The organism is Streptosporangium sp. 'caverna', from assembly GCF_003203775.1.
GTDB lineage: Bacteria > Actinomycetota > Actinomycetes > Streptosporangiales > Streptosporangiaceae > Streptosporangium > Streptosporangium subroseum.
Genome location: NZ_CP029711.1, coordinates 4,850,430 through 4,875,922, shown reverse-complemented (window position 1 = coordinate 4,875,922; position 25,493 = coordinate 4,850,430). Strand labels below are relative to the sequence as shown.

The window sequence follows — 25,493 nt, the reverse complement described above, 5'->3', positions numbered from 1 at the left end:
CCTCACCGGCGGCAGGCCGACGACGCTTCACGGGGGCCGACCGCCCCGGGATCGACGACGCACTGCCCTCCCACCCCGCTGGAAGGGACGGCTTCCCCTTGTCTGACACGTGCCGTGGCCACGGCACCGTCGCCGAGCAGGGGTGCGTTATAGCATGGTTAGTCTCATACTGCGTGGTGGGCGACGCGACGTGAGCGATCACCGCGTTCAGTACGGCTTGCAGTGAAATGGTATCTCGCCTGGTCTGAGGGAGACCGCATCGGCCCGGCCACTCCCGGCCCCGTCCGGCTGGGCGGGGGCCGGAGGGCGAAGGCCACGGCGCGTACCGCAGACTGTTCGGGCACTCAGACGAAGGAGCACAGTGATGACCGGAACGACTGAAGTCGCGATCCTCGCCGGAGGCTGCTTCTGGGGAATGCAGGACCTCATCCGCAAACGCCCGGGCGTGATCTCCACCAGGGTCGGTTATACGGGCGGGGACGTGCCCAACGCGACCTACAGGAACCACGGGTCCCACGCCGAGTCGATCGAGATCGTCTTCGACCCGGAGAAGATCTCCTACCGGGACCTTCTCGAGTTCTTCTTCCAGGTCCACGACCCCACGACGAAGAACCGCCAGGGAAACGACATAGGGCTCAGCTACCGGTCGGCCATCTTCTACACGAACGACGAGCAGAAGAAGGTCGCGGAGGACACGATCGCCGATGTCGACGCCTCCGGCCTCTGGCCGGCCAAGGTCGTCACCGAGGTTGAGCCGGCCGGGCCCTTCTGGGAGGCCGAACCCGAGCACCAGGACTATCTCGAGCACTACCCCAACGGCTACACGTGCCACTTCGTGCGGCCCAACTGGAAGCTCCCGCACCGGGACGAGAAGGTCAGCCACTAAAAAGGCCGGATACCGCGGCCACCACCGCGACCCGCGCGGCGGTGGCCGGAGCGCCCGCCGGGAACGACCTCGGCGACCGGCACCGTACGGCCCATGCGGCGGTCGAGGCGACGGCGCCGTTCCCGGCCGCCGCGGTGGCGTTCCGGCTCACCGAGCGCCGGACCACGGCGGATGGAAGATCGTCGCGGCCGCCGGCACGATCCTTACGGCGGGCCCGCGGGCCCGGCCGGGGCGCTCGCCGCTCAGCCGCGCCAGCCGCCGGGGTCCACCCCGCCGGGCACCTCGGCCGCGGGGTCGTAGGGGGTCCGGGTGAAGACGAAGGTGTTGAGGTCCAGGTGGCTGAGCGAGCCGTCGGCCCGGCGGACCACGCGCAGGATCTCGCCGGCGTAGTAGCCGTCCAGCCCGAGCCAGGTCCCGTCGTCCTGGGCGGCGAACCGGGAGGCACGGCCGGTGCCGGCGACCGGGTTGAGGGATACGTCTCCCTGCGGCAGCAGCCGCAGCGCGTACGCGCTGGGCCCCCAGTACCACGGGCCGGTCAGCTCCAGCAGGCCCGCGTCGGCTCCGGCGGGCTCCCATTCGGCGGGCAGGCGCGGCTCGTGCTCGTCGAGGATGGCCAGCAGGTCGGTCAGCAGGCCCCGGCTCATCCCCGAGGTGGAGTTGGCCATGAAAAGCACCCCGACCCTGTCGGAGGGGTCGGCCCACACGGTGGCCAGGAAGCCCGGCATGGAGCCGGTGTGCCCGGCCAGGCGGCGGCCGCCCGCGCGGGTGAGCTGCAGGCCCAGGCCGTACCCGCCGGTCCAGGCGTCGCCGTCGTCGACGGTCGCGGGCTCGCGCATCTCGGCCACCGTGGCCGGATCGAGCACGCCGCCGGTGTCTCCGGCCACGAACGCCGCCCACCGGGCGAGGTCGGCGGGGGTGGACCAGAGCTGCCCCGCCGGGGCCATGGCGACCGCGTCGTGCTCGGGCTCGGGCAGCAGCACGTCGGCCCACGGGTGCACGGCGTAGCCGGTGGCGTGCGGGGCGCGCGGCCGGGGCGTGGTGTCGTCCATGCCCAGCGGCCGCAGGATCTCCTGCTGTACGGCCTGCGCCCAGTTCATGTCCCGGTGCCGGGCGACCAGCTCGCCCAGCAGGCCGAATCCCAGGTTGGAGTAGTGGTAGCGGCGCCCAGGCCGGTGCCGGGCGGTCTCGGGGCCGAGCAGGCCGATGAGCTCCTCCACCGGCATGCCCGGGGTCCGCTCCCACCACGGGCCGGGCGACTCGGCGCTCAGTCCGGAGGTGTGCGACAGCAGCTGGGCGACGGTCACCTCGCCGACCGGGATGCCGGGGATGTGCTTGGCGATCGGGTCGAGCAGGTCCACGCGGCCCTCGTCGCGCAGCCGCATGACCACGGTGGCGACCATGCTCTTGGTGATCGATCCGATCCGGTACTGGGTGGTCTCGGTGGGCGCGGCTCCCTCCACCCGGCCGCGCGAGCCGAACCAGGCGAGCCGCCCGTCACGCACCACGGCCACCGCCAGGGACGGTATCCGCGACTCGGCCTGCTCCACCGCGACCCTGCGCAGCAGCGCGCGAGCCGTACTCTCCAGAACCGGTGACATCAGCTGGCTCCTCCTTGGCACGACAAAGTGTCCCCAGGGTAGTACCGCTGGAGTCCCGCCGGCATCGGCGGCCGGGGCCACACCGTCGCCGGGGCGGCCGTCGGGCGTTCCGGCGCTGACCTGCCGATCCGGCGGGTCGCCGTTCTCACACCAGCAGGCGCACCGCCGCGACCAGCGTGAGGGCGACCGTGGTCCACTCGAAGAACTTCCGGTCGATACGGCTGATGATCATTCGGCCGGCCACCGCCCCGGCGAGGACGGCGGGGGCCGTCAGCGCGCCGAACGCGAGCGTGGCCGGGGTGATGAGGCCGAGCGCGACGCTGAAGGGAACCTTGAACGCGTTGAGCGTGAGGAAGAACCACGCGCTGGTCCCCAGGAACCCCAGCATCGGCAGGCCCGCCGCCAGCAGGTAGAGGGCCATGATCGGCCCTGCCGCGTTGGCGGTCATGGTGGCGAAGCCGGCGAAGATCCCCGCGAGGGCGGCGATCAGCCGGTGGTGGGCGAGCGAGGCGTCGGGGCCGCGGCGCCGGTTCCACAGGTGGACGGCGAGGATGACCAGCAGGATCCCGCCGATGAGCCGTCTCATCTGGGCGTCGTCGGCCCAGCCGACGACGAGGGCGCCGGCGACCACGCCCGCGGCCACCCACGGGGAGAGCCTGAGCAGCCTCGGCCAGTCCGCGTGGCGGCGGTAGACGGCCACGGCGACCACGTCGCCGACGAGCAGCAGCGGCAGCAGGACGCCCGTGGACAGCCTGGTCGGCAGGACGAACGCGAACAGGGCGACCGCCACCGTCCCCGCGCCGGAGACGCCGGTCTTGGAGAAGCCGACGAGGAACAGGGCCAGCAGCGCCACCGCCCACTGCAGGGCGTCGAGAGGGGGCATCAGATGCGCCGCCCACGGGCCGCCCGCGCGCAGAGCCCTTCGCGTCTTGCGCCCGTGGATCTCACCCGATGCCCGGTGGGCGACCGCCGGCCGTCGCGCGCGATCAGAGCGGCCGATACATGATGTGCAGGCCGACGTAGCCCTCGACCGGGTGCGCGAAGCCCTCCGGCAGGGTCGCCAGCACCTCGAAACCGAGCGAGCGCCACAGCGCCACCGCCCGGGTGTTGGTCTCCACGACGGCGTTGAACTGCATCGCCCGGTAACCCTCGGCGCGCGCCCAGTCCAGGACGTGCTCGCCCAGGGCCCGGCCGACGCCGCGCCCGGCGTGCTCGGGATCGACCATGAAGCTCGCGCTGGAGATGTGGGAGGCGGGCCCCATGTGGTTGGGGTTCATCTTGGCCGTGCCCAGGATCACCTGGTCGGGGCCGACGGCGACGACCGTGCGGCTCGGGGGCTCCAGGAGCCACATCGCCCGGGCCCTCTCCTCGCTGACGTCGCGGTCCCAGGTGAAGGTCTCACCGGCGGCGACGATCCGGCGGAGGAAGGGCCAGATCGCGGGCCAGTCGTCGGACGTCGCGTCCCTGATCAGCATGACGTCCAGCATGCTGGCCGGGATGGACGATCGCAAATCACTTTAACGGGATAAGGGGGATTTGCTGGATACGGGTAGAGGTACGGCCGGAATACACCGCCGGCACTGCTCACCTCATGCTCGCCGCCATCAAGCGAACGGCCGGCATCGCCTGCCGACTCTCAGGCGGGAACCGTCGGAGACGGAGCCCACTTCGATGACGTCGGGCGGGCGGCGGCGAGCGGTGCCGGCGGGATGTTGTGCGTGACGCCGAAGGTGTTGTCGGGGTCGTACAGGCGCTTGACGGCGCTCAGCCGCCGGTGGTCGGCGGCGGTGTAGGCGTCCGCGGTCCGGGCCGGGTCGTGCAGGAAGTTCAGGAACGCCCCACCGCTGGTGTGCGCGCGCAGGGCGTCGGCCAGGACCGGAGAGCCGGCGTCGGCGATCACCGACAGGCGGGTGGCGCGGTGGCCGACCGGGCCGGCGTCGGGGCCGGGGCGGCCCATGGCGCCGCCCCAGTGCCGGATCTCCACGGCCGGCCCGTCGTACGGCTCGGCGACGCCCATGATCGCCGCGATCGCCGAGTCCGGCAGCTCCTTCAGGAGTTCGACCTGGGCGGGGGCGGTGCCGCCCATGGAGGCCTCGGCGTACGGCATGGTGCGGAAGTCCTCGATGAGCGCCGGGCCCGCGGCTCGCCACAGCGGCCGCAGCAGCCGCCGGCCCTGGTCGGCGCTCCCCGCGTACAGCGCTTTGAGCTGCAGGACGCGGCGGCCGCGCACGAGCGGGGGCAGCTCCGGGTCGTCGGGCATCGAGGTCAGTGACAGTGCGGTGCTGAGCTCGTCGGGCAGCCCGGTGATCCAGTCCCGGTAGAAGGTCATGATCTCGCCGGCGCGTTCGACCGGGAAACAGGCGGCGCCCGTGAAGACCTGGGCCACCGGGTGCAGCCGGAACTCCAGTGAGGTGACCACGCCGAAGTTGCCGCCTCCGCCGCGCAGCGCCCAGTACAGATCGGGGTGGCTGTCGGGAGCGGCGGTCACGAGCCGCCCGTCGGCCGTGACGACCTGGGCGCGCAGCACGCTGTCGGCGGCGAAGCCGTACGCGCGGGAGAGCCATCCCAGGCCGCCGCCGAGGGTGTATCCGGTCACGCCGACGTCGGCGTGCGAGCCCGACAGAGGGGCCAGCCCGAACGGTTCGGCGGCGGCCATGACCTGGCCCCATCGGGTGCCGGGACCGACGCGGGCGATGCGCCGGCGCGGATCGAGGAGTACTCCGCCCATAGGGGACGTCCTCAACAACAGGCCGCCGTCGCAGGGTGCGTGGGTGCCGTGCCCGGTCGCCTGCACGGCCAGTGTCAGGCCGGCGTCCCGAGCCGCCACGACCGCCGCCCGTACGTCCTCGGCGCTGGTCGCCTCGGCCACCAGCGCGGGTCGCTGGTCGATCGGGGTGAACAGCGGGCGCCGGTGCTCTTCGTATCCGGCTTCGCCGGGAAGGTGTACGGCGCCGGCGAAGCCTGCGCGCAGACGGCGTGCGGGGGTGGAGGCGTTCCTCGATGTGGCGTAGGCGGATGCAACGATCTTGCGCACGGTCTGCCTCTTCGGGTCAGGGGGTGGGGTCAACTGAGATCTACGATAAAGTCACGATCAATGATCGTCAATGATCGTGACTAAAAAGTTCGGGGAGGGCTTCCCCGGCCATCACCGGCGGAGGCCCAGACCTGGGCATGCTCACCGGCCGGCCTTCCGGCGCCCAGGGCGGTGACCGGCTGAAAGTTTCACCTGCGCTCACGCCCACGGGAGGGGGTCTCCGGCCGCGTGGGCGCCGGATAGTCGCAGCCTGCGGGAGCGCGCGCCGGGCGTCGGCGCGTTCCGGCGGGAGGACGGCGAACTCCCGGCGATGGCGTGGTGGCCGGATTCCCGATATGTGATGGGAGTCGTGAAAGCGCTTTCCAGCATCGTGGCCGGTGAAGCGCGCCGATTCGCCCACCATAGGGAAGAGCATGTCCGGATCATCAAGACCGTCCCTTCGCCGCTTACGCGTGATCTGCTCGGCGGCCGTTCTCGCGATCGCCGCGACCGCGACCTCGGTCGTCGTCGCGCAGGCCGCCGCGGCCGGCTGCCGCGTCGCCTACTCCGTCTCCACCCAGTGGGCGGGAGGGTTCAGCGGCACCGTGGCGGTGACCAACCTCGGTGACCCGATCAACGGCTGGAAGCTGGGCTGGGGCTTCACCGCCGGCCAGCAGGTGACCCAGGCCTGGAACTCTGCGATCACCCAGAGCGGCGCCCAGGTGACGGCCGCGGACGCCGGGTACAACGCCGCGCTGGCCACCGACGCCACCGTCTCGTTCGGCTTCAACGCCTCGTGGAACAACACCGCCAATCCCGTCCCGGCGGCGTTCACGCTCAACGGCGTGACCTGCACCGGCTCGACAGGACCGACCCCGACGCCCACCCCCACGGTCGCGCCTCCGACCCCCACTCCGACTCCCACGCCTCCGGCCGGTGACGCCCGGCAGGTGGAGGACCTCGACCGGGGGCTGATCAGCGCCCGCTCCGGCAGCGGTAACCTCGTCGCCTGGCGGCTGCTGGGCACCGACCCGGCGGACGTGGCGTTCAACCTGTACCGGGGCACGACCAAGGTGAACTCCTCACCCGTCACCGCCTCCACCAACCACGTCGACGCGGGCGCCGCGGCGGACGCCTCCTACACCGTGCGCCCGGTGATCGGCGGCGTCGAGCAGGCCGCCTCCGAGCCCTCCCTGCGCTTCACCGGCGGCACCTACCTCGACGTGCCGATCCAGCCCCCGGCGGGCGGGACCACACCGGACGGCGTCGCCTACACCTACGCCGCCAACGACGTGAGCGTGGGCGACCTCGACGGTGACGGCCGCTACGAGATGGTCCTCAAGTGGGACCCCTCCAACGCCAAGGACAACTCCCAGTCGGGCTACACCGGCAACGTCTACGTCGACGCCTACCGGCTGGGCGGCGGCCGGATGTGGCGGATCAACCTCGGGCGCAACATCCGCGCCGGCGCGCACTACACGCAGTTCCAGGTCTACGACTACGACGGTGACGGCCACGCCGAGGTCGCGATGAAGACCGCCGACGGCACGGTCGACGGCGCCGGAAGGGTGATCGGCAGCTCCACGGCCGACCATCGCAACTCCAGCGGCTACGTCCTGGCGGGCCCGGAGTATCTGACCATGTTCGGCGGCCAGAACGGCGCGGCGCTGTCCACCGTGAACTACGACCCGCCCCGCGGCACGGTCTCCTCCTGGGGCGACTCCTACGGCAACCGGGTCGACCGGTTCCTGGCCGGGACCGCCTACCTGGACGGCCGGCGCCCCAGCCTGATCATGGCCCGCGGCTACTACACCCGGACCGTCGTCGCGGCCTGGGACTTCCGCGACGGCGCCCTGACCCAGCGCTGGAAGTTCGACTCCGCGGCCTCGGGGAACTCCGCCTACGCCGGGCAGGGCAACCATCAGCTCTCGGTCGCCGACGTCGACCGCGACGGCAGGGACGAGATCGTCTACGGGGCCATGGCCCTCGACGACAACGGCAGGGGCCTGTGGAACACCGGTCTCGGCCACGGCGACGCGATGCACGTCGGTGACCTGGACCCCTCCAGGGCGGGCCTTGAGGTGTTCAAGGTCGACGAGGACGCCTCCAAACCCAGCTCGTGGATGGCCGACGCCCGCACCGGGCAGATCCTGTGGCAGACCCCCGCCGGCGGCGACAACGGCAGAGGCGTGTCGGCCGACATCTGGTCCGGCAGCGCCGGAGCCGAGTCGTGGTCGGCCTCGGGCGGGGACGGGATCCTCAACACCAGGGGCCAGAACGTGGGCCGCAAGCCGTCCTCGATGAACTTCCTCACCTGGTGGGACGCCGATCCGGTGCGCGAACTGCTCGACGGCACGCACATCGACAAGTACGGCACCGGCGCCGACAACCGCCTGCTGACCGCGAGCGGGGTGCACTCCAACAACGGCACCAAGTCCACCCCGGCGCTCTCGGGTGACCTGCTGGGCGACTGGCGTGAGGAGGTCGTCTGGGCGACCGCCGACAACACCGCGCTCCGCGTCTACTCCACCACCGCGGTCACCGACCGGCGGATCTTCACTCTCATGCACGACGTCCAGTACCGCACCGCGATCGCCTGGCAGAACACGGCCTACAACCAGCCTCCGCACCCGAGCTTCTTCATCGGCTCCGGCATGACGGCCCCGGCCCGGCCCAACGTCTACGTCCGCTAGCCCCGTTTTCCGCACGTGCCACATCGTTGAAGGTCAGCAGCTATGTCTGATTCAGCGCTGCGGGTAATCGCCCCAGGTCGACCGGGGTCACGTGCGGAATGCGGCACCAGCCGCCCCGGCGGGGTTTCCCGCGAGGGCGCCGAACCGGCACGGTCGGGGTTCGCAGGAGTCTCGCCGGCCGTGCCCGTGCCGGCTCGCCCGGGGATCTTGGAGGAGGTCTCCGGGCGAGCCGGTGAACGGCGTGTCCCTCGCCGGCCCTCAGGGGAAAGCGGGCGTGGTCAGGAGACGGGGATCAGGTCGGGGCCGACGATGTGTCCCTGGTGCTGGTCGGGCTCGTTCTGGTCGTGCCGGAAATGCCCGGCGTACCAGACGACGACGTTGGTGGCGCTGACGCTCTCGCCGTTGACGAAACGGTTCAGCATGGCCTGGTTCTTGGTGCCGGAGTTGCCGTCGTAGAGCTCGGCCGGGTGGTGGCGCAGGAACCACAGGTCGGCGACGCCGTACGGGTCGGTGGTGTTGTCGTGCTCGCCGGGGTGGATCTGGTATCCGCGCCCGCTGGTCTTGTCGGTGACCTGCCAGAACCGGGCGGGCGCGCGCCGCTTGCGGGCGACCTCCTGCACGATCGGCACCCCTTCGGGAACGGCCGAGCCGGTGTCGTTGAACTGCTCGATCACGTCGTTGGCGGAGCCTTCCACGTCGAAGTCGAGGCGCCAGTAGACGTGGTGGCGGTGGCGCATGCAGGTGCGCGGGTTGCGCACCCCGGCGAAGCCGAAGCGGGGCTTGATCGTGCCGCCGTCGGTCAGGCGCCATTCCGAGGCGTACCGGTACCAGCCGGCGGCGATCTCGCTGACGATCCGCAGCTCGCCGTCGGCGTAGTGGAAGGCCACTCCCTGGAAGTTGCCCGCGTCGTTGTCGGGGCGCTCCAGGATGGTGCGGGGCGGCTGGGTGCAGATCCGCCAGCCCCAGCCCACCGGGTCGCTGCCGGTCGCCGAGAAACGGGTCTCCTCGTACTGCCAGTCGCGGTAGGTCTCGCCGTCCTCCTCGTACTGGACGTTGAGGATCGGCACGTGGGCCTGGCGCAGGACGATCCTGCCCCGGTAACGCACGTTCCGCAGCTCCACCCCCGAGCCGTCCCCGGGGTTCTGGGGCGCCGAGGCGCGGGGCCGCACCACGATCATGCTCCACAGCTCGGTGTCGTCGTCGATCACGCGCAGCTGTACCTGGTCGGGGCCGCCCCGGTCGCGCAGGCTCTCCACCGGGGCCGGCAGGTGCGACTCGCAGTCGCCGGGATGCATCAGGACGCTGACCCCGGCCGGAGACCAGTCGACGCTGCCCGCGGCGACGTCCACGGCGACGATCCGGTGCTTGGCCTCGCCCGAGGGGGAGTAGACGCCGAGAGTGGGGCGGCGGGTGGTGGTGCCGTCGGGGTTCTCCAGGTCGGCCAGGGGCGGCATCGGCTGGTAGATCAGCACGTCGTCTCCGGCGGGGAAGCGCTCGTCGGCCCGCAGGACGGCCGCGGCGGCCTGGAGCTCCTCCGCCTGCGGGTTGGGGCGGTAGGCGCTGGGCAGCACCTGCGCCTCCTCGGGCCGGTCCAGGGTGCCGCGGAGCTCGACCCCCCGGTTGGAGAGCGGGTCGAACACGTTGGCCCGGAACTGCGCCCGCTCGTCCGGGTCGTGCCCGAGGGCCGCCGCGGCGCCGACGATCAAACTCGCGGTGTCGGCGCTCTGCAGGTGTGCGAGCACGGCGGGATGTGCCCCCGCCACCTCGCGCACCCGTTCCGCCGAGAGCCCCGTTCGGCCCACAGCCTCGATGATCACTCGTACGGTCATGATGGTCTCCCCGTCGCAATGTCCGATGCCGCCCCCGACATATCCGGCGCACACCGTTCATATCCTCTTGTTCTGGCGCTGGGAAGGCCCTTGATCTTCCTACGGTCTCCGAAGCCTGAAGCCGCCCGGAGTCGTGCGGGAGCGCGGCCGAGGCGGGATGCGGCAGGACGCCCTGGCCATGCGCGGGGCGGCAGGGGAAAATGCGGGAAACGCAGGAGGAGATCATGAGTTCCGCCGACGTGCTGATGACCTCGCGTTCCTTCGCCGAGTATCGCGCGATGTTCGCACTCGACGACCATGACCTGGGCGGTGTCATCCTCGACTGCGGCGGTGGCGCCTCCGGCTTCGTCGCCGAGGCCGCCGCCGCGGGAGCGCGGGCGCTGGCGGCGGACCCGCTCTACGCGCGCGGCGCCGCCGTCCTGGCCGAGCGCCTGCCACTCGACCTGGAGCAGGCCGCCGCGATGATCACTGCGAACGCCGACCGGTTCGTCTGGGAGTGGTACGGCTCGGCGCGGCGGCATCGGGAGATGCGCCTCAACGCCGGGAGCGCGTTCGTCGCCGACCTGCGCCGGCGGCCCGGCTCCTACCTTGCCGCCGGCCTGCCGTACCTGCCGCTCGCCGACAGAAGCGTCGACCTGGTGCTCTGCTCGCACCTGCTGTTCACCTGGACCGGGCGGTTCGGCCAGGAGTGGCACCGGGCGGCGATCGCGGAGATGAGCCGGGTATGCCGTGGCGAGGTCAGGATCTTCCCGCTGGTCCGGATGGGAGACGCCGAGCCGGTCGCCTTCCTTGACGCGCTACGGGCGGACCTGCGTGCCGAGGGGCTGGTGTGTGAGGTGCGCGAGGTCCCCTATGAGTTCCAGCGCGGCGCCAACCGCATGCTCACCGTCGGCCGGCGACCCTAGAAGATCGGTTCCGGGCCGGGCCGGTCACAGCGGGGCGCCGCCGAACCCGATCTCGTTGCCGTCGGGATCACGGTAGGTGATCTTGCGCACGCCGTTGGAGTAGGTCTCCCGCTCCGCGGGGTCGAGTCCCCGCTCGGTGATCTGCGCGACGATCGCATCGAGGTCGTCGACGAAGATCGTGTGCAGGGCGTGGCCGGCACGCCCGGGCCGCTGCTCGATGAACACGTACCGGTGTTCCGCGAGCTCCCACACGGCCTCCGTGTCGTTCGGGAGGAACGCCGGCGGGGAGCCCAGCAGCCGTTCGTACCACTCCAGGGCCGCCGCGTACTCGGTGACCGGAATTCCTGCGAACAAGTCGAGGGCCATGCCGCGATCATATGAACTTCTCCCGGTCCCCGTGACCCCGCAGATCCAGCCGTTCCCGGGCACGGAATCATCCGCCCGGAAGCCGACGCCACGGGCCCCGCCCGGCGGCCGGGTCGGCGCGTGGGCCTGCCGGGCGGCCTCCGCCGGCGTCATACCGGGGCCGCGTCCAGCACCTCGCGGAGGTGTACGGGAAGAACATCACCCAGCAGGGGCAGCCCACTGTGCAGCACGTCGATGCCGTCCCGGCCGAGCAGCACCTTGTAATGCCCGGCGAGCTGCTCGGCAGCCGTGGAAACCTGCGTGGCGGAGGTGAGCAGGGTACTGCCGGAACGGCTGCGCGCCGGGCTGGTCCACCGGAAGGACTCGCCGTCGGTGTAGACCAGCAGCCCGCAGTACACGCTCACCGCCGCTTTACCGGAGCGGAGCTCGTGGACGTCGGCCGAGATGCCGTAGACGATGGACAGCTCGGCGGCCAGTTCCTTCGCGCGGCGCACGGCGGACATCACGGGAGACCGTTCGTGTGTCCGGGTGAGTACAGCTGCCAGTGCCGGGGTGAGATCGCTGGGGGTCATGAAACAAGTGAACCCCCCCATGACAAGGACGGAGAGTGAGAAAGCCCCTCCGTTTGCGTGAGGGGAGGACTCCTTTCTCCCCAGGGGAGAGAAATCCTCCCCTTGTTGACAATCGGACGGTAGGAATAAACCCGTTTTTACGCGCCTTAAGTCGCCTTCATCGAAGACGACCAAGCCCTGGCCCGCGCGCCATGACTCTCGGTCGAGTGTCGTTTCCTAGATCTTCTGTCAGGTGTGCGCTGGGACGGCAACGTCAACCATGTCGTGGACGGGGTCATTGCATCGGCCGAGAACGTGGGGCCTCCACCTCACCAACGGGATGGTTGACCGGGTTATCTGCTGGATTGCGCTCCGGTGGGCCCGGTAGGTTCCCGCCGTGAGTGATGATGGCAACGTAGAGATCCGGCTCGCGGCCCCGGCGGACGCGGCGGTGATCGCTGGTATCCACATGACCTCCCGGGTGGCGACCATGCCGTACCTGCCTCCGCAGAAGCGCGATCACGACCAGGTCACCCGATGGGCCGAGGACGTCCTGCTCACGACATGCCGCGTGTGGGTGGCGGTGCGCGATGCGGAGATCCTGGGCTATGCCGCCCTTGAGGGTGACATGCTCGAACACCTCTATCTGCGACCGGACGTCCGACGCCAGGGCCTCGGCACCCGACTGCTCGACGAGGTCAGGCGACACAGCCCCGACGGGGTGTCCCTGCACGTCTTTCAGCAGAACACCGACGCCCGCGCGTTCTACGAGCGCCACGGTTTCACCGTTCTCGACACCAGCGATGGCCGCCGGAACATGGAGAATCTTCCCGATATGGTCCTTCGCTGGGCACCGGACAGCGCACGGTGACGATCACCCGGGGCGCACCGCCTGCCGCTGGCTTAGACTTGCGCAAGTGAATTCGGGGTGAGGGAGGTGGCGTGCAGCAGGGGGAACACGGCGGTTCCGGTACGCATCTGGACGCCGTTCTGGAGCGCATCACCTACGCCAACGAGGAGACCGGCTACACCATCGCCAGGGTGGCCGTCGAGCGCTCCGGCGGCGATCTGCTGACCGTGGTCGGGCCGCTGCTGGGCGCCCAGCCGGGGGAGTCGCTGCGGCTGACCGGCCGGTGGACCTCCCATCCCCGCTACGGCAAGCAGTTCGAGGTGTGGTCCTACGCCACCGTGCTGCCCGCCACCATCCAGGGCATCCAGCGTTATCTCGGCTCCGGGCTGATCAAGGGCATCGGGCCGAAGATGGCCGAGCGGATCGTCGACCACTTCGGCGTCGACACCCTGGAGGTCATCGAGACCGCCCCCGGGCGACTGGTCGAGGTCCCCGGGCTCGGTCCCAAGCGGACCAAGATGATCGGCGTCGCCTGGGAGGAACAGAAGATCATCAAAGAAGTGATGATCTTCCTGCAGGGGGTCGGGGTGTCCACCTCGATCGCGGTGCGGATCTTCAAGCAGTACGGCGACGCCTCCATCACGGTCGTCAGGAGCGAGCCGTACCGGCTGGCCGACGACGTGTGGGGCATCGGCTTCAAGACCGCCGACACCATCGCCCAGGCCGTCGGCATCCCCCACGACAGCCCCGAGCGGGTCAAGGCGGGTCTGCGCTACACCCTGTCGCAGGCCGCCGACGACGGCCACTGCTACCTGCCCGCGCCCAACCTCGTCGGCGACGCGGTGAAGATCCTGGAGGTCCCCGCCGAGCTGACCGCCCAGTGCCTGGAGGAGCTCGTCGCCGAGGAGGGCGTGGTCCGCGAGGAGATCCCGGCCGGCGACACCATCGTCCCGGCGGTCTACCTGGTCCCCTTCCACCGCGCCGAGCTGTCGCTGGCGGGCGCGTTGCGCTCCCTGCTGAACTCCTCACACGACCGGCTGGGCGCCTTCGCGACCGTGGACTGGGAGGTGGCCCTGAAATGGCTGCACGGGCAGACCAACACCGAGCTCGCCGAGGAGCAGGCTCACGCCGTACGGCTGGCGCTGAGCGAGAAGGTCTCGGTGCTGACCGGCGGCCCCGGCTGCGGCAAGAGCTTCACCGTGCGCTCCATCGTCACCCTCGCCCGCGCGAAGAAGGCCAAGGTCATCCTGGCCGCGCCCACCGGCAGGGCGGCCAAGCGCCTGTCGGAGCTGACCGGCCACGACGCCACCACCGTGCACCGGCTGCTGCAGCTGCGCCCCGGCGGGGACGCCACCTTCGACCGTGACAACCCCCTGGACGCCGACCTGGTCGTGGTCGACGAGTCCTCGATGCTGGACCTGCTGCTGGCCAACAAGCTGGTCAAGGCCGTCGCCCCGGGCACGCACCTGTTGTTCGTGGGAGACGTCGACCAGCTGCCCTCGGTCGGCGCGGGCGAGGTATTGCGGGACCTGCTGGCCGCCGAGGAGGAGATCCCCCGGGTGCGGCTGACCCACATCTTCCGCCAGGCGCAGAAATCGGGGGTGGTCGTCAACGCCCACCGGGTCAACACCGGCCTGCCCCCGGCGCTGGAGGGCATGACCGACTTCTTCCTGTTCCCGTGCGAGGAGCCCGAGGAGATCGCGGCGCTGACCGTGGACGTGGTCGCCAACCGCATCCCGCGCAAGTTCGGCCTCAACCCGCGCCGGGACGTTCAGGTGCTGTCCCCGATGCACCGGGGCGCCGCGGGGGCCGGCAACCTCAACAACGCCCTGCAGGAGGCGCTGACCCCCTCCAGGGAGGGGATGCCCGAGCGCCGCTACGGCGGGCGGGTCTTCCGGGTCGGCGACAAGGTCACCCAGCTGCGCAACAACTACGAAAAGGGCGCGGCCGGGGTCTTCAACGGCACCGTGGGAACGGTGGTCGACATCAAGCCCGACGACCACAAGCTGACCGTGCTGACCGACGAGGACGAGAACGTCGACTACGCCTTCGACGAGCTGGACGAGCTCACGCACGCCTACGCGGTGTCCATCCACCGCTCCCAGGGCAGCGAGTATCCGGCGGTGGTCATCCCGCTGGCCACCAGCGCGTGGATGATGCTGCAGCGCAACCTGCTCTACACCGCGATCACCCGGGCCAAGAAGCTCGTCGTGATCGTCGGTTCACGCCGGGCGCTGGCGCAGGCGGTACGGACCCGCAGCACCGGGCGCCGCCACACCAGCCTCACCCACCGGCTTCGCTCACCCTGAGGGCCGTGCTCCGCAAGGGGCCACAGGGAGAGCCGGGGCCTGCCGTATTCCAGCCACCCTCAGTGGAGGGAGTGTTGGTAACGGTTTGATGGTTTTGGAGTGGTTACCGGCTGATTTTTCCTACAGTGCGGGGCTATGGCTGGTGGAGGCTTCCCGGGCCCCGTGGCCGCACCCGGCCGGCATGTCGTGCCCCGTCTCCCCGGCGAAGAGGAGTTCGGCGCCTGCGCATGATGACCCTCCGAACCCGTGCGACCGGACCCGCACGGTCTTCGACCGGTCTGCCCATCTGACTGTCTTTCCCATCAGATCCCAGGACGATTACCGATGCCGAACAAGCGCCGTACCAAGAGTGCCAACGCCAAGACAGCTGCGCCTGAGGCGAGCGCGAACAAATCGGCTCCCAAACCAGTTCGGCAGGCGCCGGCGCCGCCACAGCGGCAACCCGAACCAAGTGACACCGGTGAGGCGCCCTCGTCACGCTCGCGGCGCTGGCTCAAGTCCCCGGGAGCGTGGGCCCTCGGCATCGGCTTCCCTGTTCTCGTGGCCGCCATCCTCCTCGTTGTCACCGGGCTCGGCCCCGACGTCATCGATGTTCCCGCAGCCCGGGACACGATGCGCGCCGTGTTCAAGGACCCCGAGGACATCGAATACAGCATTCGCTATGAAGATCCCGGATATGAGCTGATCCTGCCCTCCGGCGTGGAGCTGACCGCCAAGCAGAGAAGCTTTCTCCAGAACTGGACCTATGCCAACAACAACAAGGAGTCGTATGGCCTCAGCGATCTGATGCGCGAACTCCGCGGCGCCGGAGCCGCCACCCCCGCCAAGCAGATGAACATCGTGGTGACGCTGAAAGGCGAACGTCACCAGAAGATCAACGTGGATGCCATCTATCCGGTCGAGGTGCATCGCACCGCCCCCTACAACGGCACCTGGATCAACATCCCGCCGCAGGACGGGGGGTCGACCTTCCAGATGATGTTCGACTTCGACGAGCACACCCCTCGCGCTCGCACCACCGTGGGCGGCGATGACGGCATTCCCCCAAAGCCTGGCCAGCCGTACTTCCGGAAGAACACGCTGACCGTCAAGGACGGCATTGAGGACACGCTGAACATCTCCACGATCGGCACCCGGCATGCGGTGACCTTCAAGATTCGCATCGACTACCGCATCGGCGGGAAGCCCCGCCACATGGTCATCGCCGACCATGACCGCCCTTTCGTGATCACCCCCATCAACTGCATCGACCGCATCCCCGTCGACAAGAACGGGAAACCCGTCGTCGGCCACGCCTCCTACGATCACATCTGGAGCCTCGGCGGCGGCGACATCGCTTCGGTGAAGAACCCCCGGCGATGGAGCACCGAGTACTACTGCTGACCCGGTCGGTCACGACCGGCTACGACCGACAGATGAGCATTCACGGCTCTGATCGCCGCCCACGCCTCATCCACCGGCTCCGCTCCCAGAGCCCCCCGGCAGCGATGTCGGCCTGCTCGCCGGTCACCTCGATCAACACTCGCACCGCCTCGACCAGCGTCGCCGAAGTCCGCTCCACCTGCGGCAACGTGCGCAGCGCAACCCAATGAAGGCGCTTTTTTCCGTTCCAGGCCGCCGACCTGGGCACCATCCCTTCCCTTGACTCTCGGTTGGCATGTTATTGACCTTACGAAGTGTCCGAAACGTTACCAAACTGGGCGCAACCATGTGCACTCACTACGCATCTCCTATTAGTGTTTTAAATGCGCTTTGCTGTAGTGGGGGAGAGGGTTGTGCTAAACGTGGAAAGTCGAGGCTTGAGGACACCGCTGGCCGCCGCGGCCATGGCGGTCGTCACCGCATTGGCCACAGCCTGTTCAGGGGGCGCGGCCGCCACGGCACCCCCCGGCTCGGGCGGTTCCAGCGCCGATCCGGGCGCGGAGGCCCAGAGCACGCCGGCCGCGCCGGTAATAAAGATCAGCCCCGCCGGGGGCAGCAAGACCGTGCGCCCGGACAAGAAGGTCGTCGTCACCGCGGCCAGCGGTGCCCTTGAGGAAGTCACCGTCGAAAGCGACGGCCAGGCGGTGGACGGCGATTTCGACGCCCTGCGAACCAAGTGGGTGTCCAAGGCTCCTTTGAGACCCGCCAGTGACTACACCGTCTCGGCGACCACGGTGGACGGAACGACCGTCAACAGCTCGTTCAAGACGTTGAAGCCGAAGCTTGAGCTCGAGGTGGCGGACGTGACCCCGGCGATCAAGGGGGAGAAGGTCGGCGTGGGGGCGCCGATCATCGTTGTCTTCAACCAGCCGATCGCCGAGAAGGCCGCGGTGGAGGGGGCACTGGAGGTCGAGTCGGAAAAGCCCGCCCAGGGCGCGTGGCGATGGATCAACGACACGACCGTGATCTACCGGACCGCCAAGTACTGGCAGCCCCACCAGAAGGTGACCTTCACCGCCCGCCTCAACGGCGTACAGGGCGGCAAGGACATGTACGGGCTGAAGGACTTCACGAAGGTCATCCAGATCGGCGCCGCCCAGATCGCCACGGTCGACACCCGCAAGCACAAGATGATCGTCAAGCGTGACGGCAAGGTCGTGCAGACCATGCTGATCAGCGCGGGCAACGCCAGCACCCGGGAGTACACCACCACCAGCGGCGTCCACCTGGCGATGGGCAAGGCCAACCCCGAGCGCATGATCTCCCCGGGCCGCAAGAAGGGCGACCCCGGCTACTACGACCTGATGATCAACCACGCGGTCCGGTTCTCCAACAGCGGCGAGTACGTGCACGCGCTGAACAACGTCTGGGCCCAGGGCCGCCAGAACGTCAGCCACGGCTGCATCAACTCCCGGCCCGACCAGGCCAAGTGGTTCTACGACCAGGTCCAGCGCGGCGACGTGATCAACATCACGGGTACCAACCGCGAGATGGAGTGGAACAACGGCTGGGGCTACTGGCAGATGTCGTTCACCCAGTGGAAGAAGGGCAGCGCCCTGGCGTAGCACGCACGACGGCCCGCCCCCGCCCACCTCACCGGACATCTCCGAAATCCCCGGTTTCCAAAACCGGGGAGGACCTCACAGGAGGGTGAGCTGCGCCTGCGGGGGCAACGCCAGCGGCAGGGGCTGCTCGGGCCGCGTCGGGCTCATGCCGTAGCGGGCGGCGAGCCGCAGGACCTGGCCGGTGATGCCGCCCACGTAGGCGGCATCGGCGTCGGCGCTCTTGCCGTACAGCTCCAGGTAGCGGGCGGCCAGAGCGGGATGGTGCTCGCCGATCCAGGCGAGATACCACTCCCGGGCACCGGGCGGAAGCCGCAGCACGTGCGGGGTGAGACTGACCGCTCCGGCGTCGGCCACCCGGCGCACGGTGGCGGCGAGCTGGTCGGGGGAGTCGGTGAGCAGCGGCAGGATCGGCGCCATCGCCACCCCGCACGGCACCCCGCGCTCGTTCAGCTCCGCCACCAGCTCCAGGCGTTTCTGCGCGCTCGGCGCGCCGGGCTCCACGGTCCGCCGGATCCTGTCGTCCACGAACGCGATGGAGATGACCGCCCCCGCCCCCGGGGCCGCCGCCAGCAGATCGGCGTCACGCAGGATCAACCGGCTCTTGGTGTGCACGGTGAACGGCGCACCCACCTCGCGCAGCGCGGCGACGATGCCCGGCATCAGCCGGTAGACGTCCTCGACGCCCTGGTAGCAGTCACCGCCCACCCCCACGATGATGGGCTCGCCGTCCCATTTGGACGTCAGCTCCGCACGCAGCCGCCGCACGATGTTGGTGCGCACCACGATCCGCGAGTCGAAGTCGCTCCCGGCGTCCAGCCCCAGGTAACGGTGGCCGCGACGGACCGCGCAGTAGCGGCAGGCCTGGGCACACCCCCGGTAGGGGCTGACGGCCCAGCCCTCGGCGGTACGGTCCAGCGCGGTGCGCGCCTGGACCTCATAACAGGTCAGCCCGCCGTGGACCCGGGTCACCGCGGAGCGCTCGATCCGCGGCCTGGCGTCGGGCGGCGCGGCGAGCAGGGGAGGCGCGTCCCATCGCATACCGATCAGTGGAACACGCTTTCGACACCGCCCGCAACTCGGAGCCCCGGCACCGCCGTCGCGAGCGGCGGCGCGATCAACGAGGCGGATGCGCCGTCCCGGCGCCCACCTCGGCATGAGCCACTCGAAGGCCGAAAAGTCACACCCGATAAACTGCTGCACCCCTACCGGTTTGCGGAGAGTGTTCCATGGCGTGGCTGATTCTGGCAGGGGCGATCCTCGCCGAAGTTCTGGCGACCACCGCGCTCAAGCTGAGTGACGGCTTCGCGCACAAGGGATGGACGATCGTCGTCGTGGCCGGCTACATCGCCGCGTTCGTCCTGCTCGCCCGCGCCCTGAAACTGCAGATGGAGGTCGGTACGGCCTACGCGGTGTGGGCGGGCGCCGGCACCGCCGTCATCGCCGCGATCGGCGTGCTGTTCCTCGGCGAGACGATCAACCTGGCCAAGGTCGTCGGCATCGCCCTGATCATCGGCGGGGTCATGGTCCTCAACCTGGCCGGCGGCGCCCACTGACCGGCCCCGGACCCCTCCTGCTCACCGCGATCTCGCCGCCGCTCGCGACGGCGCCACCGGCGGCGGCTTCACCGGCGGCCCTCATGCTCTGCGCGCCGCCGCCCTGCCCGTGAACGGGAGCGATCCGACGAACGGACGCACCCGAAGCCGGCCGGGAAAGCCGAGCCTCGCTCGCATCCGGGGCGATAATGTGTGGCCCGCCACCTTCGAGCTGATCTACGCTGGCCGGGTGCTGAAGCCTTCCTACCCGATCCGCACCGACCGCCTGATCCTGCGCCCCTTCACCCCGGCGGACCTGGACGCCCTACACGCCATCCAGTCGCTGCCGGAGGTGAGCCGTTACCTGTACTGGGGGCCCCGCGACGCCGAGCAGGTCCGCGAGGTCCTCGAAACCAGGATGGGCCAGTCGGCCCTGCTGGAGGAGGGCCAGGCCCTGAGCCTGGCGGTGGAGCTGGCCTCCACCGGCGAACTGATCGGCGACGGCGTGCTGTCCTGGCACAGCCGCCTGCACCGCAGCGGAGAGATCGGTTACGTCTTCCACCCCGCCCACCACGGCAGGGGATACGCCACCGAAGTGGGCCAGGCCCTGCTGGAACTGGGCTTCGACGGCCTGAACCTGCGCCGGATCACCGGCCGCCTGGACGGCCGCAACGAGGCCTCGGCCCGGGTGCTGGAACGCCTGGGAATGCGCCGCGAAGCCCACCTGGTGGAGAACGAGATGGTCAAGGGCGAATGGACCGACGAGTTGGTCTACGCGATCCTGCAGCGAGAGTGGCACGCCCGCCGCTGAACCGCCGAACACCGGCCGCCCGCCGATCCGCACCCGCGCCCGCGGCGCTAACCTGATGCGCGACGACTGCAACTCCATGACCCCGTCCCGCTCCGCCCCCTCGATCCATCCCGGCAGAACAGGAGGAGGGGCCTGGCGCCCGCGACCGAACTCGCGGAAGCGTGCCCCGCACCCACGATGAACATCCTTCACCTGGCCCTGGCCGCCGACTGGGACGCCGCCCGCCCAGCGGGAGAGTACCGCGTCTCCACCCTCGGCCGCACCCTCGAACAAGAAGGCTTCATCCACGCCTGCGCCGACCAGGCCCAGCTCCACGGGGTCGCCCGGCGCTTCTACGCGGACGTCACCGACCCGCTCGTCCTTCTCACCATCGACCCCGCCGGGCTGGACGTACGCCTGGAGACCCCGGACGACTCACCCGAGGCCTTCCCGCACATCTACGGGCCGCTTCCCCTCACCGCGGTGATCTCCGCGACCCCCTTCGCGACCCCCTGAGCCTCCACCCCGGCTCCGCGGCACGTCGAACAGCACCGAGGGCGAACGGCCTGCCCTCCAGCAAGCCGATACCAAGTGAGCATCAATCATTCGAAAGCACCCGCCGGGATACGGTCGCCTGAATCTCGTTATGTGAATCACCGGAAGACGCCGGAGAACAGCCGGCCCGGCTCACCGGCGCGTACAGGGAAAAACGCGCCGCGAGAAAACGACGGGGAAGTCCGGAAACGGGGGTGCGGCTACGGCACTGCGAACCGCACCGCCTCCCAGAGGAGAAGAAGCACCGGGTCAGCTACGACGGGGAAAAGATGCCGACGGCTGCCTGACCGGTGAGGTGAGCAACCGAGGGGATGCAATTGCTCAATCTGATCAGTACCGACCATGTGGCCGCCCCTGATCGTTCCGACTTCTGGTGGGGGGCGGTCGCCGAATCCATCGTGCCGGTGCACGGATCCAGCGACCAGGGAACGAACTTCCGCGCGGAGATGCGTTCACTCGACCTGGGCTCCTCACAGCTGACGAGAGGGCGGTGCGTGCCGTTCCAGGCCCGCCGCAGCCCGGCGCTCATCCGCCGCTCCGACCCCGGCCTCTACCACCTGTCCATGATCCTGCGGGGCAGGTCCCACATCAGCCAGGCAGACCGCGAGGCCTGCCTGGAACCCACCGATCTCGTGCTGTACGACACCTCCCGCGCCTTCCACGTCCGGATGGAAGCCGGCGACCGGCCGGCGGAGGACGCCGCGCCCGGCTTCACCGACGGGCTGATCCTGCAGTTCCCCCGCGACCTGCTCCCGCTGCCGGCCGCCATGGTCGAGCGGCTCCTCCTGCGGCGGATGTCCGGGCAGGGCGGCATCGGCGGCGTTCTCACCGCGGTGCTCCGCCAGCTGATGGCCCAGCCCGAAGAACTCTCTCCCCAGGACATCGCCCGGATGTCGACGATCGTCCTCGACCTCGTCGCGGCCTGGATCGCCCATGAGTCCGAGGGGGAGTCGTGGCTGCCCGCGGGCGATCGGGCGGCGGCGCTGTTCGTGCAGATTCAGAGCTTCATCGAGCAGCGACTCGGGGAGGCCGACCTCACCCCCTCATCGGTCGCCGCCGCACACCACATCTCCACCCGCTACCTGCACCGGCTCTTCCAGCGGCAGGGACTCACCGTGGCGGGATGGATCAGGCACCGCCGGCTCGAACGCTGCCGCCGCGACCTGGCCGACCCCGCGATGGACGGCCACCCGGTGAACACCATCGCCGCCCGGTGGGGCTTCATCGACGATTCGCACTTCAACCGGCTCTTTCGCACCGTCTACGAAATGCCGCCCGCCGCCTACCGGCGCGAACGCCATGATCGGGATATGCCCTCGGGTGTGCGCGAACGGTCAACGACCGGGCGCTGACCGTCAATGACGGCACCGGCGACGCACGACAGGATGGTTCACAGACCAGCACACACAACCCAGAGGCCACGGCAACAGGGAGCCCGTACCGGCCAGTACGGCGCAGGCCGGCGCACATCGCCACAGGTGAGGTGCGCCGGCCGGGGACTTCCCAGACCCCCCCGGGGGGCGAACCGGCGAAGGATCCGCGTTCGCCCCATCACCGCCCGCCTCATCGCATCTCGACGAACCTGATCAGACGCGCCCGCCCGCAGGCGCCGCGCGCATCATCAATGGAGCGAATCATGCGTTCACGTCTTACGGCAACGATCCTTGGCACGGCCCTCCTCGGAGCGGTGGCCGCCTTCACCCCCACCGCGCTCTCCTGGGCCGGCCCCGGAAGCGCGCAACTCTCCTGGATGGGCCCGACCAGCGCGCACCTCGCCTGGCCCGGCGCGACGATCAGCGATCCCTCCTGGATGGGCCCCACCGGCGCGCAGCTCTCCTGGGTCGGTCCGACATAGAGCGACCTCACGCAGACCTTTCCCGAGGAAGGGCCCTGGCCATGGCCGTGAGCCGGGTTGGCGGCAGCCCATCTCACGGATGACGGGCCCACCTGTCGCCACGCACTGCCGGTAGGGGACCACCGGCAGTGCGTGGCCGCCTACACGCAGAGCGTCCTCTGGATCCGCCGGGCCGCGAACGTCAGCCCCAGAGCCATCATGACCAGCAGATACGCCGCGTTCCCCAGCAACCCCCAGCGCAGCTCCCCGATCGCCAATCCCCGCACCAGCTCCACGGCGTGATACAGCGGGGTGAGCCACACCACGATCTCCATCGCCACCGGGTAGTCCTGCACCGGGGAGAACGTCCCGGAGAACAGAAACAGCGCGAACTGGCCCGTGGTCAGCATGTCGAAGTCCTGCCAGCCCCGCATGAGCGTGCTGATCGCCATCCCGACGCCGCCGAACGCCAGCCCCACCAGCAACGTCGCGGGCAACGCCGCCAGCGCCCAGCCCGGGCTCGTCAACCCCAAAGCGACCATCACCATCAGGAACGCGATGGTGTACACCGAGCTGCGCACCATCGCCCAGGCCAGCTCACCCAGCGCGATCTCGAACGGCTTGACCGGCGTCGCCAGGATCGCGTCGAAGGTCTTGGAGTACTTCATCTTGAAGAAGAAGTTGAACGTCGTCTCCGACAGTGCCCCCGACATCGCCGAGACCGCGAGCATCGCCGGGGCGACGAACACGGCGTACTCCACCACGCGGCCACTCGGCAGTGTCAGGTCACCGACCAGCGCTCCCACCCCGATGCCGATCGACAACAGATACAGCACCGGCTCGAAGAAGCCCGACAGCAGAACCAGCCAGTAGGAGGGGCCCGAACGCAGCGCCCCCACATTGCGGTTCATCACCGCGCCCACCCGGGAGGGAGAGACCCGGGCGGCCACCATCGTGGAAATCATGAATCAGTCCTGAAGTCGCTTGCGGAAGGCGGCGATCGCCCAGGTGAGTCCGGCCGCGCAGCACAGCAGCAGGTATCCCGCGTGCGCCCAGATCGGCCACGGAGCAGCCACCCCCAGCGTCGCGGCCCGGCTCAGCTCCACCCCGTGCCACAGCGGGGAGACGTATGCCAGCGGGCGCACCAGCTGCGGCAGCTGATCCACCGGGAAGAACACCCCGGCGAACAGCGTGGAGGGGATCATCACGAACCGAAACAGCAGCGCGAAGTAACTGTCGTGCTCGATGCTGGCCGCGAACGCCATCACCGGAGCCGCGGCCGACATGGCCACCAGCGCCGCGATCACCGGGGTCAGCACCGCCCAGGGGGAGTGCAGCGCGCCGAACAGCGCCGTGATCCCCAGGAACACGACCGCCGCGATCTCCACCCGGATCAGGATGTACAGCAACCAGCCCGACACCATGTCGCGGACCTCGACCGGTGTCGCGCGCATCGCGTGATAGGCCCGCACCCACTTGAAGTCGCCCAGCACCGAATAGGTCGACTCGCCGATCGCCATCTGAAACGCCGTCGAGGCCATCACCCCGGGCACGATCCACGCCAGATAGTCGACGCCGCCGATCGTCCCGACGTATCCCCCCACCCCGACCCCGATGCTGACCAGGAACAACACCGGCAGGATGAAGGAGGAGAACGCCGAGGCCCGCCACAGCCGCCGATACAGGGCGAGGTTGCGCTCGAGCACCGCCACCGTCGGATGAACCATCAGTCCACCAACGTCCGGCCGGTCAGCTGCAGGAAGACATCCTCCAGCGAGGAACGGCGCACCAGCACACTGGAGGGCGTCAGCCCCCGCCGGTGCACCTCCGACACCGCGGCGTCCCCGTCGTCGGCGTACAGCAGGATCCGGTCCGGCAGCGGATCGACACGCCCGATGCCCTCCAGCTTCCCGGCGTAGTCGACCTCGTCGGTGAAACGCAGCTCCACCACCTCGGGCGTGGAGTAGGTCTGGATCAACGACCGGGGAGAGCCCTCCGCCACGATCCGCCCGCCGTCCATCACCACCAGCCGATCGCACAACTGCTCGGCCTCGTCCATGTAGTGCGTGGTCAGCACCAGCGTCGTGCCCCGCTGCTTGAGCCGGAACAGCCGCTCCCACAGCAGGTGCCGCGCCTGCGGGTCCAGCCCCGTCGTCGGCTCGTCCAGCAGCACGAGGTCCGGCTCGTTGACCAGGGAGCGCGCGATCGTCAGCCGCCGCTTCATGCCCCCCGAGAGCGGCTCCACCTGGCTGCCGGCCTTGTCCTGCAGCTGCGCGAACTCCAGCAGCTCATCGGCCCGCCGCCGCGACTCCGCCTTCGACAGGCCGAAGTAGCGGGCGTACGTCGTGAGGTTCTCCCGCACGCTCAGATCCGGGTCCAGGTTGTCCAGCTGCGGGCAGACCCCCAGCCGGGCGCGGATCTTCGGGCCCTCGCGCACCGGGTCCATGCCCAGGATGCGCAGCTCCCCGGAGGTCGGCATCGACACGCAACTGATCATGCGCATCGTGGAGGACTTCCCGGCTCCGTTGGGCCCCAGGAATCCGAACGCCTCACCCGGCGCCACGTCCAGGTCGATCCCGTCGACCGCGGTGAAGTCACCGAACCGTTTGACCAGAGCACGGGCATGGATAAGAGGTTGTTCAGGCACGCCCAGGACGGTAACAGAGCCCGCCGACAGTTCCGCAAAGGGTTATTTCCGCGATCCCTCCCCGGGACGGGCCCACGCGAGGCCGCTCCGTACCGGACCGGGAGAGCCGCGCGTCTCCGGAACCCTTCCCGGCGGCAGAGCGCCTGCG

At 69.8% G+C, this 25,493-nt stretch carries 23 protein-coding genes; 12 read left to right on the top strand and 11 right to left on the bottom strand.

Annotation, left to right across the window (positions count from 1 at the left end):
* The first annotated feature begins 364 nt into the window (after positions 1-364).
* Entirely contained in the window at positions 365-886 is a 522-nt protein-coding gene (gene msrA / locus DKM19_RS21475; protein ID WP_110697797.1) for a peptide-methionine (S)-S-oxide reductase MsrA, read from the top strand.
* 242 nt (positions 887-1,128) lie between these two features.
* Here msrA and DKM19_RS21470 read toward each other — a convergent pair whose 3' ends face one another.
* The 4 genes from DKM19_RS21470 to DKM19_RS21455 form a co-directional block, all read right to left on the bottom strand.
* Positions 1,129-2,484 (bottom strand): serine hydrolase, encoded by a 1,356-nt coding sequence (locus DKM19_RS21470; RefSeq protein WP_110697795.1) that lies wholly within the window; start codon positions 2,482-2,484, stop codon positions 1,129-1,131.
* A 145-nt stretch (positions 2,485-2,629) separates the two neighbouring features.
* On the bottom strand, positions 2,630-3,367 hold the full coding sequence (locus tag DKM19_RS21465) for a sulfite exporter TauE/SafE family protein (RefSeq protein ID WP_110697793.1): 738 nt from the start codon (positions 3,365-3,367) through the stop codon (positions 2,630-2,632).
* A 103-nt stretch (positions 3,368-3,470) separates the two neighbouring features.
* On the bottom strand, positions 3,471-3,995 hold the full coding sequence (locus tag DKM19_RS21460; RefSeq protein WP_239514365.1) for a GNAT family N-acetyltransferase: 525 nt from the start codon (positions 3,993-3,995) through the stop codon (positions 3,471-3,473).
* A 125-nt stretch (positions 3,996-4,120) separates the two neighbouring features.
* Positions 4,121-5,518, bottom strand: a complete 1,398-nt coding sequence (locus tag DKM19_RS21455) for an FAD-binding oxidoreductase (protein WP_239514364.1) — start codon at positions 5,516-5,518, stop codon at positions 4,121-4,123.
* A gap of 413 nt (positions 5,519-5,931) precedes the next feature.
* On the opposite strand from DKM19_RS21455, the gene DKM19_RS21450 reads away from it, so the two are divergent.
* On the top strand, positions 5,932-8,190 hold the full coding sequence (locus DKM19_RS21450; RefSeq protein WP_110697789.1) for a cellulose binding domain-containing protein: 2,259 nt from the start codon (positions 5,932-5,934) through the stop codon (positions 8,188-8,190).
* 278 nt (positions 8,191-8,468) lie between these two features.
* On the opposite strand, the gene DKM19_RS21445 is transcribed toward DKM19_RS21450, so the two are convergent.
* Positions 8,469-10,019 (bottom strand): hypothetical protein, encoded by a 1,551-nt coding sequence (locus DKM19_RS21445; protein WP_162641656.1) that lies wholly within the window; start codon positions 10,017-10,019, stop codon positions 8,469-8,471.
* 224 nt (positions 10,020-10,243) lie between these two features.
* On the opposite strand from DKM19_RS21445, the gene DKM19_RS21440 reads away from it, so the two are divergent.
* Entirely contained in the window at positions 10,244-10,924 is a 681-nt protein-coding gene (locus tag DKM19_RS21440; RefSeq protein WP_204358914.1) for a methyltransferase, read from the top strand.
* Between the two features lie 24 nt (positions 10,925-10,948).
* Here the strand turns inward: DKM19_RS21440 and DKM19_RS21435 are convergent, their stop codons facing one another.
* Together DKM19_RS21435 and DKM19_RS21430 are read right to left on the bottom strand one after the other, a co-directional pair.
* On the bottom strand, positions 10,949-11,290 hold the full coding sequence (locus tag DKM19_RS21435) for a VOC family protein (RefSeq protein ID WP_110697785.1): 342 nt from the start codon (positions 11,288-11,290) through the stop codon (positions 10,949-10,951).
* A gap of 149 nt (positions 11,291-11,439) precedes the next feature.
* Positions 11,440-11,862: a hypothetical protein gene (locus tag DKM19_RS21430; RefSeq protein WP_162641655.1), complete on the bottom strand. Its 423-nt coding sequence runs from the start codon at positions 11,860-11,862 to the stop codon at positions 11,440-11,442.
* A gap of 376 nt (positions 11,863-12,238) precedes the next feature.
* On the opposite strand from DKM19_RS21430, the gene DKM19_RS21425 reads away from it, so the two are divergent.
* From DKM19_RS21425 to DKM19_RS21405, 4 genes are all read left to right on the top strand, one after another.
* Positions 12,239-12,712, top strand: coding sequence for a GNAT family N-acetyltransferase (locus tag DKM19_RS21425; protein WP_110697781.1), 474 nt, complete (start codon positions 12,239-12,241; stop codon positions 12,710-12,712).
* A gap of 71 nt (positions 12,713-12,783) precedes the next feature.
* Positions 12,784-15,000 (top strand): ATP-dependent RecD-like DNA helicase, encoded by a 2,217-nt coding sequence (locus tag DKM19_RS21420; RefSeq protein ID WP_110697779.1) that lies wholly within the window; start codon positions 12,784-12,786, stop codon positions 14,998-15,000.
* Positions 15,001-15,324: 324 nt separating this feature from the next.
* Positions 15,325-16,383 carry a hypothetical protein gene (locus tag DKM19_RS21415; protein ID WP_162641654.1) on the top strand — a complete coding sequence of 353 codons (1,059 nt, stop codon included), beginning with the start codon at positions 15,325-15,327 and terminating at the stop codon, positions 16,381-16,383.
* Between the two features lie 602 nt (positions 16,384-16,985).
* Positions 16,986-17,987, top strand: coding sequence for an Ig-like domain-containing protein (locus tag DKM19_RS21405; RefSeq protein WP_239514363.1), 1,002 nt, complete (start codon positions 16,986-16,988; stop codon positions 17,985-17,987).
* Between the two features lie 75 nt (positions 17,988-18,062).
* Here the strand turns inward: DKM19_RS21405 and DKM19_RS21400 are convergent, their stop codons facing one another.
* A complete protein-coding gene (locus tag DKM19_RS21400; protein ID WP_110697771.1) occupies positions 18,063-19,025 on the bottom strand; it encodes a radical SAM protein in 963 nt (320 codons plus the stop codon).
* Between the two features lie 188 nt (positions 19,026-19,213).
* Between DKM19_RS21400 and DKM19_RS21395 the strand changes: the two genes are divergently transcribed.
* The 5 genes from DKM19_RS21395 (at position 19,214) to DKM19_RS49595 (ending at position 22,719) form a co-directional block, all read left to right on the top strand.
* The gene (locus DKM19_RS21395) at positions 19,214-19,540 is read left to right on the top strand and encodes a multidrug efflux SMR transporter (protein WP_110697769.1); all 327 of its coding nucleotides are present in this window, start codon (positions 19,214-19,216) and stop codon (positions 19,538-19,540) included.
* Positions 19,541-19,730: 190 nt separating this feature from the next.
* Positions 19,731-20,330 (top strand): GNAT family N-acetyltransferase, encoded by a 600-nt coding sequence (locus DKM19_RS21390; protein ID WP_369989522.1) that lies wholly within the window; start codon positions 19,731-19,733, stop codon positions 20,328-20,330.
* A 177-nt stretch (positions 20,331-20,507) separates the two neighbouring features.
* Positions 20,508-20,825, top strand: coding sequence for a DUF952 domain-containing protein (locus tag DKM19_RS21385; RefSeq protein ID WP_110697767.1), 318 nt, complete (start codon positions 20,508-20,510; stop codon positions 20,823-20,825).
* A gap of 350 nt (positions 20,826-21,175) precedes the next feature.
* Complete coding sequence (locus DKM19_RS21380) at positions 21,176-22,216, top strand: helix-turn-helix domain-containing protein (RefSeq protein WP_110697765.1); 1,041 nt, start codon at positions 21,176-21,178, stop codon at positions 22,214-22,216.
* Between the two features lie 284 nt (positions 22,217-22,500).
* Positions 22,501-22,719 (top strand): hypothetical protein, encoded by a 219-nt coding sequence (locus DKM19_RS49595; RefSeq protein WP_162641653.1) that lies wholly within the window; start codon positions 22,501-22,503, stop codon positions 22,717-22,719.
* Between the two features lie 140 nt (positions 22,720-22,859).
* Here DKM19_RS49595 and DKM19_RS21375 read toward each other — a convergent pair whose 3' ends face one another.
* The 3 genes from DKM19_RS21375 to DKM19_RS21365 are packed head-to-tail and all read right to left on the bottom strand — an operon-like array spanning position 22,860 to position 25,345.
* Positions 22,860-23,663 carry an ABC transporter permease gene (locus DKM19_RS21375; RefSeq protein WP_110697763.1) on the bottom strand — a complete coding sequence of 268 codons (804 nt, stop codon included), beginning with the start codon at positions 23,661-23,663 and terminating at the stop codon, positions 22,860-22,862.
* A 3-nt stretch (positions 23,664-23,666) separates the two neighbouring features.
* Positions 23,667-24,425 carry an ABC transporter permease gene (locus tag DKM19_RS21370; RefSeq protein ID WP_110697761.1) on the bottom strand — a complete coding sequence of 253 codons (759 nt, stop codon included), beginning with the start codon at positions 24,423-24,425 and terminating at the stop codon, positions 23,667-23,669.
* A complete protein-coding gene (locus DKM19_RS21365; protein WP_110697759.1) occupies positions 24,425-25,345 on the bottom strand; it encodes an ABC transporter ATP-binding protein in 921 nt (306 codons plus the stop codon). Before DKM19_RS21365 ends, DKM19_RS21370 begins: the two co-directional genes overlap by 1 nt.
* Positions 25,346-25,493: the final 148 nt, after the last annotated feature.

What these genes read in the sequence shown, in the direction of transcription:
- msrA (WP_110697797.1), top strand. Translation starts at nt 365, where the DNA reads ATGACCGGAACGACTGAAGTCGCGATCCTCGCCGGAGGCTGCTTCTGG.
- DKM19_RS21470 (WP_110697795.1), bottom strand. Translation starts at nt 2,484, where the DNA reads ATGTCACCGGTTCTGGAGAGTACGGCTCGCGCGCTGCTGCGCAGGGTC.
- DKM19_RS21465 (WP_110697793.1), bottom strand. Translation starts at nt 3,367, where the DNA reads ATGCCCCCTCTCGACGCCCTGCAGTGGGCGGTGGCGCTGCTGGCCCTG.
- DKM19_RS21450 (WP_110697789.1), top strand. Translation starts at nt 5,932, where the DNA reads ATGTCCGGATCATCAAGACCGTCCCTTCGCCGCTTACGCGTGATCTGC.
- DKM19_RS21445 (WP_162641656.1), bottom strand. Translation starts at nt 10,019, where the DNA reads ATGACCGTACGAGTGATCATCGAGGCTGTGGGCCGAACGGGGCTCTCG.
- DKM19_RS21440 (WP_204358914.1), top strand. Translation starts at nt 10,244, where the DNA reads ATGAGTTCCGCCGACGTGCTGATGACCTCGCGTTCCTTCGCCGAGTAT.
- DKM19_RS21435 (WP_110697785.1), bottom strand. Translation starts at nt 11,290, where the DNA reads ATGGCCCTCGACTTGTTCGCAGGAATTCCGGTCACCGAGTACGCGGCG.
- DKM19_RS21430 (WP_162641655.1), bottom strand. Translation starts at nt 11,862, where the DNA reads ATGACCCCCAGCGATCTCACCCCGGCACTGGCAGCTGTACTCACCCGG.
- DKM19_RS21415 (WP_162641654.1), top strand. Translation starts at nt 15,325, where the DNA reads ATGCCGAACAAGCGCCGTACCAAGAGTGCCAACGCCAAGACAGCTGCG.
- DKM19_RS21400 (WP_110697771.1), bottom strand. Translation starts at nt 19,025, where the DNA reads ATGCGATGGGACGCGCCTCCCCTGCTCGCCGCGCCGCCCGACGCCAGG.
- DKM19_RS21395 (WP_110697769.1), top strand. Translation starts at nt 19,214, where the DNA reads ATGGCGTGGCTGATTCTGGCAGGGGCGATCCTCGCCGAAGTTCTGGCG.
- DKM19_RS21385 (WP_110697767.1), top strand. Translation starts at nt 20,508, where the DNA reads ATGAACATCCTTCACCTGGCCCTGGCCGCCGACTGGGACGCCGCCCGC.
- DKM19_RS21380 (WP_110697765.1), top strand. Translation starts at nt 21,176, where the DNA reads ATGCAATTGCTCAATCTGATCAGTACCGACCATGTGGCCGCCCCTGAT.
- DKM19_RS49595 (WP_162641653.1), top strand. Translation starts at nt 22,501, where the DNA reads ATGCGTTCACGTCTTACGGCAACGATCCTTGGCACGGCCCTCCTCGGA.
- DKM19_RS21375 (WP_110697763.1), bottom strand. Translation starts at nt 23,663, where the DNA reads ATGATTTCCACGATGGTGGCCGCCCGGGTCTCTCCCTCCCGGGTGGGC.
- DKM19_RS21370 (WP_110697761.1), bottom strand. Translation starts at nt 24,425, where the DNA reads ATGGTTCATCCGACGGTGGCGGTGCTCGAGCGCAACCTCGCCCTGTAT.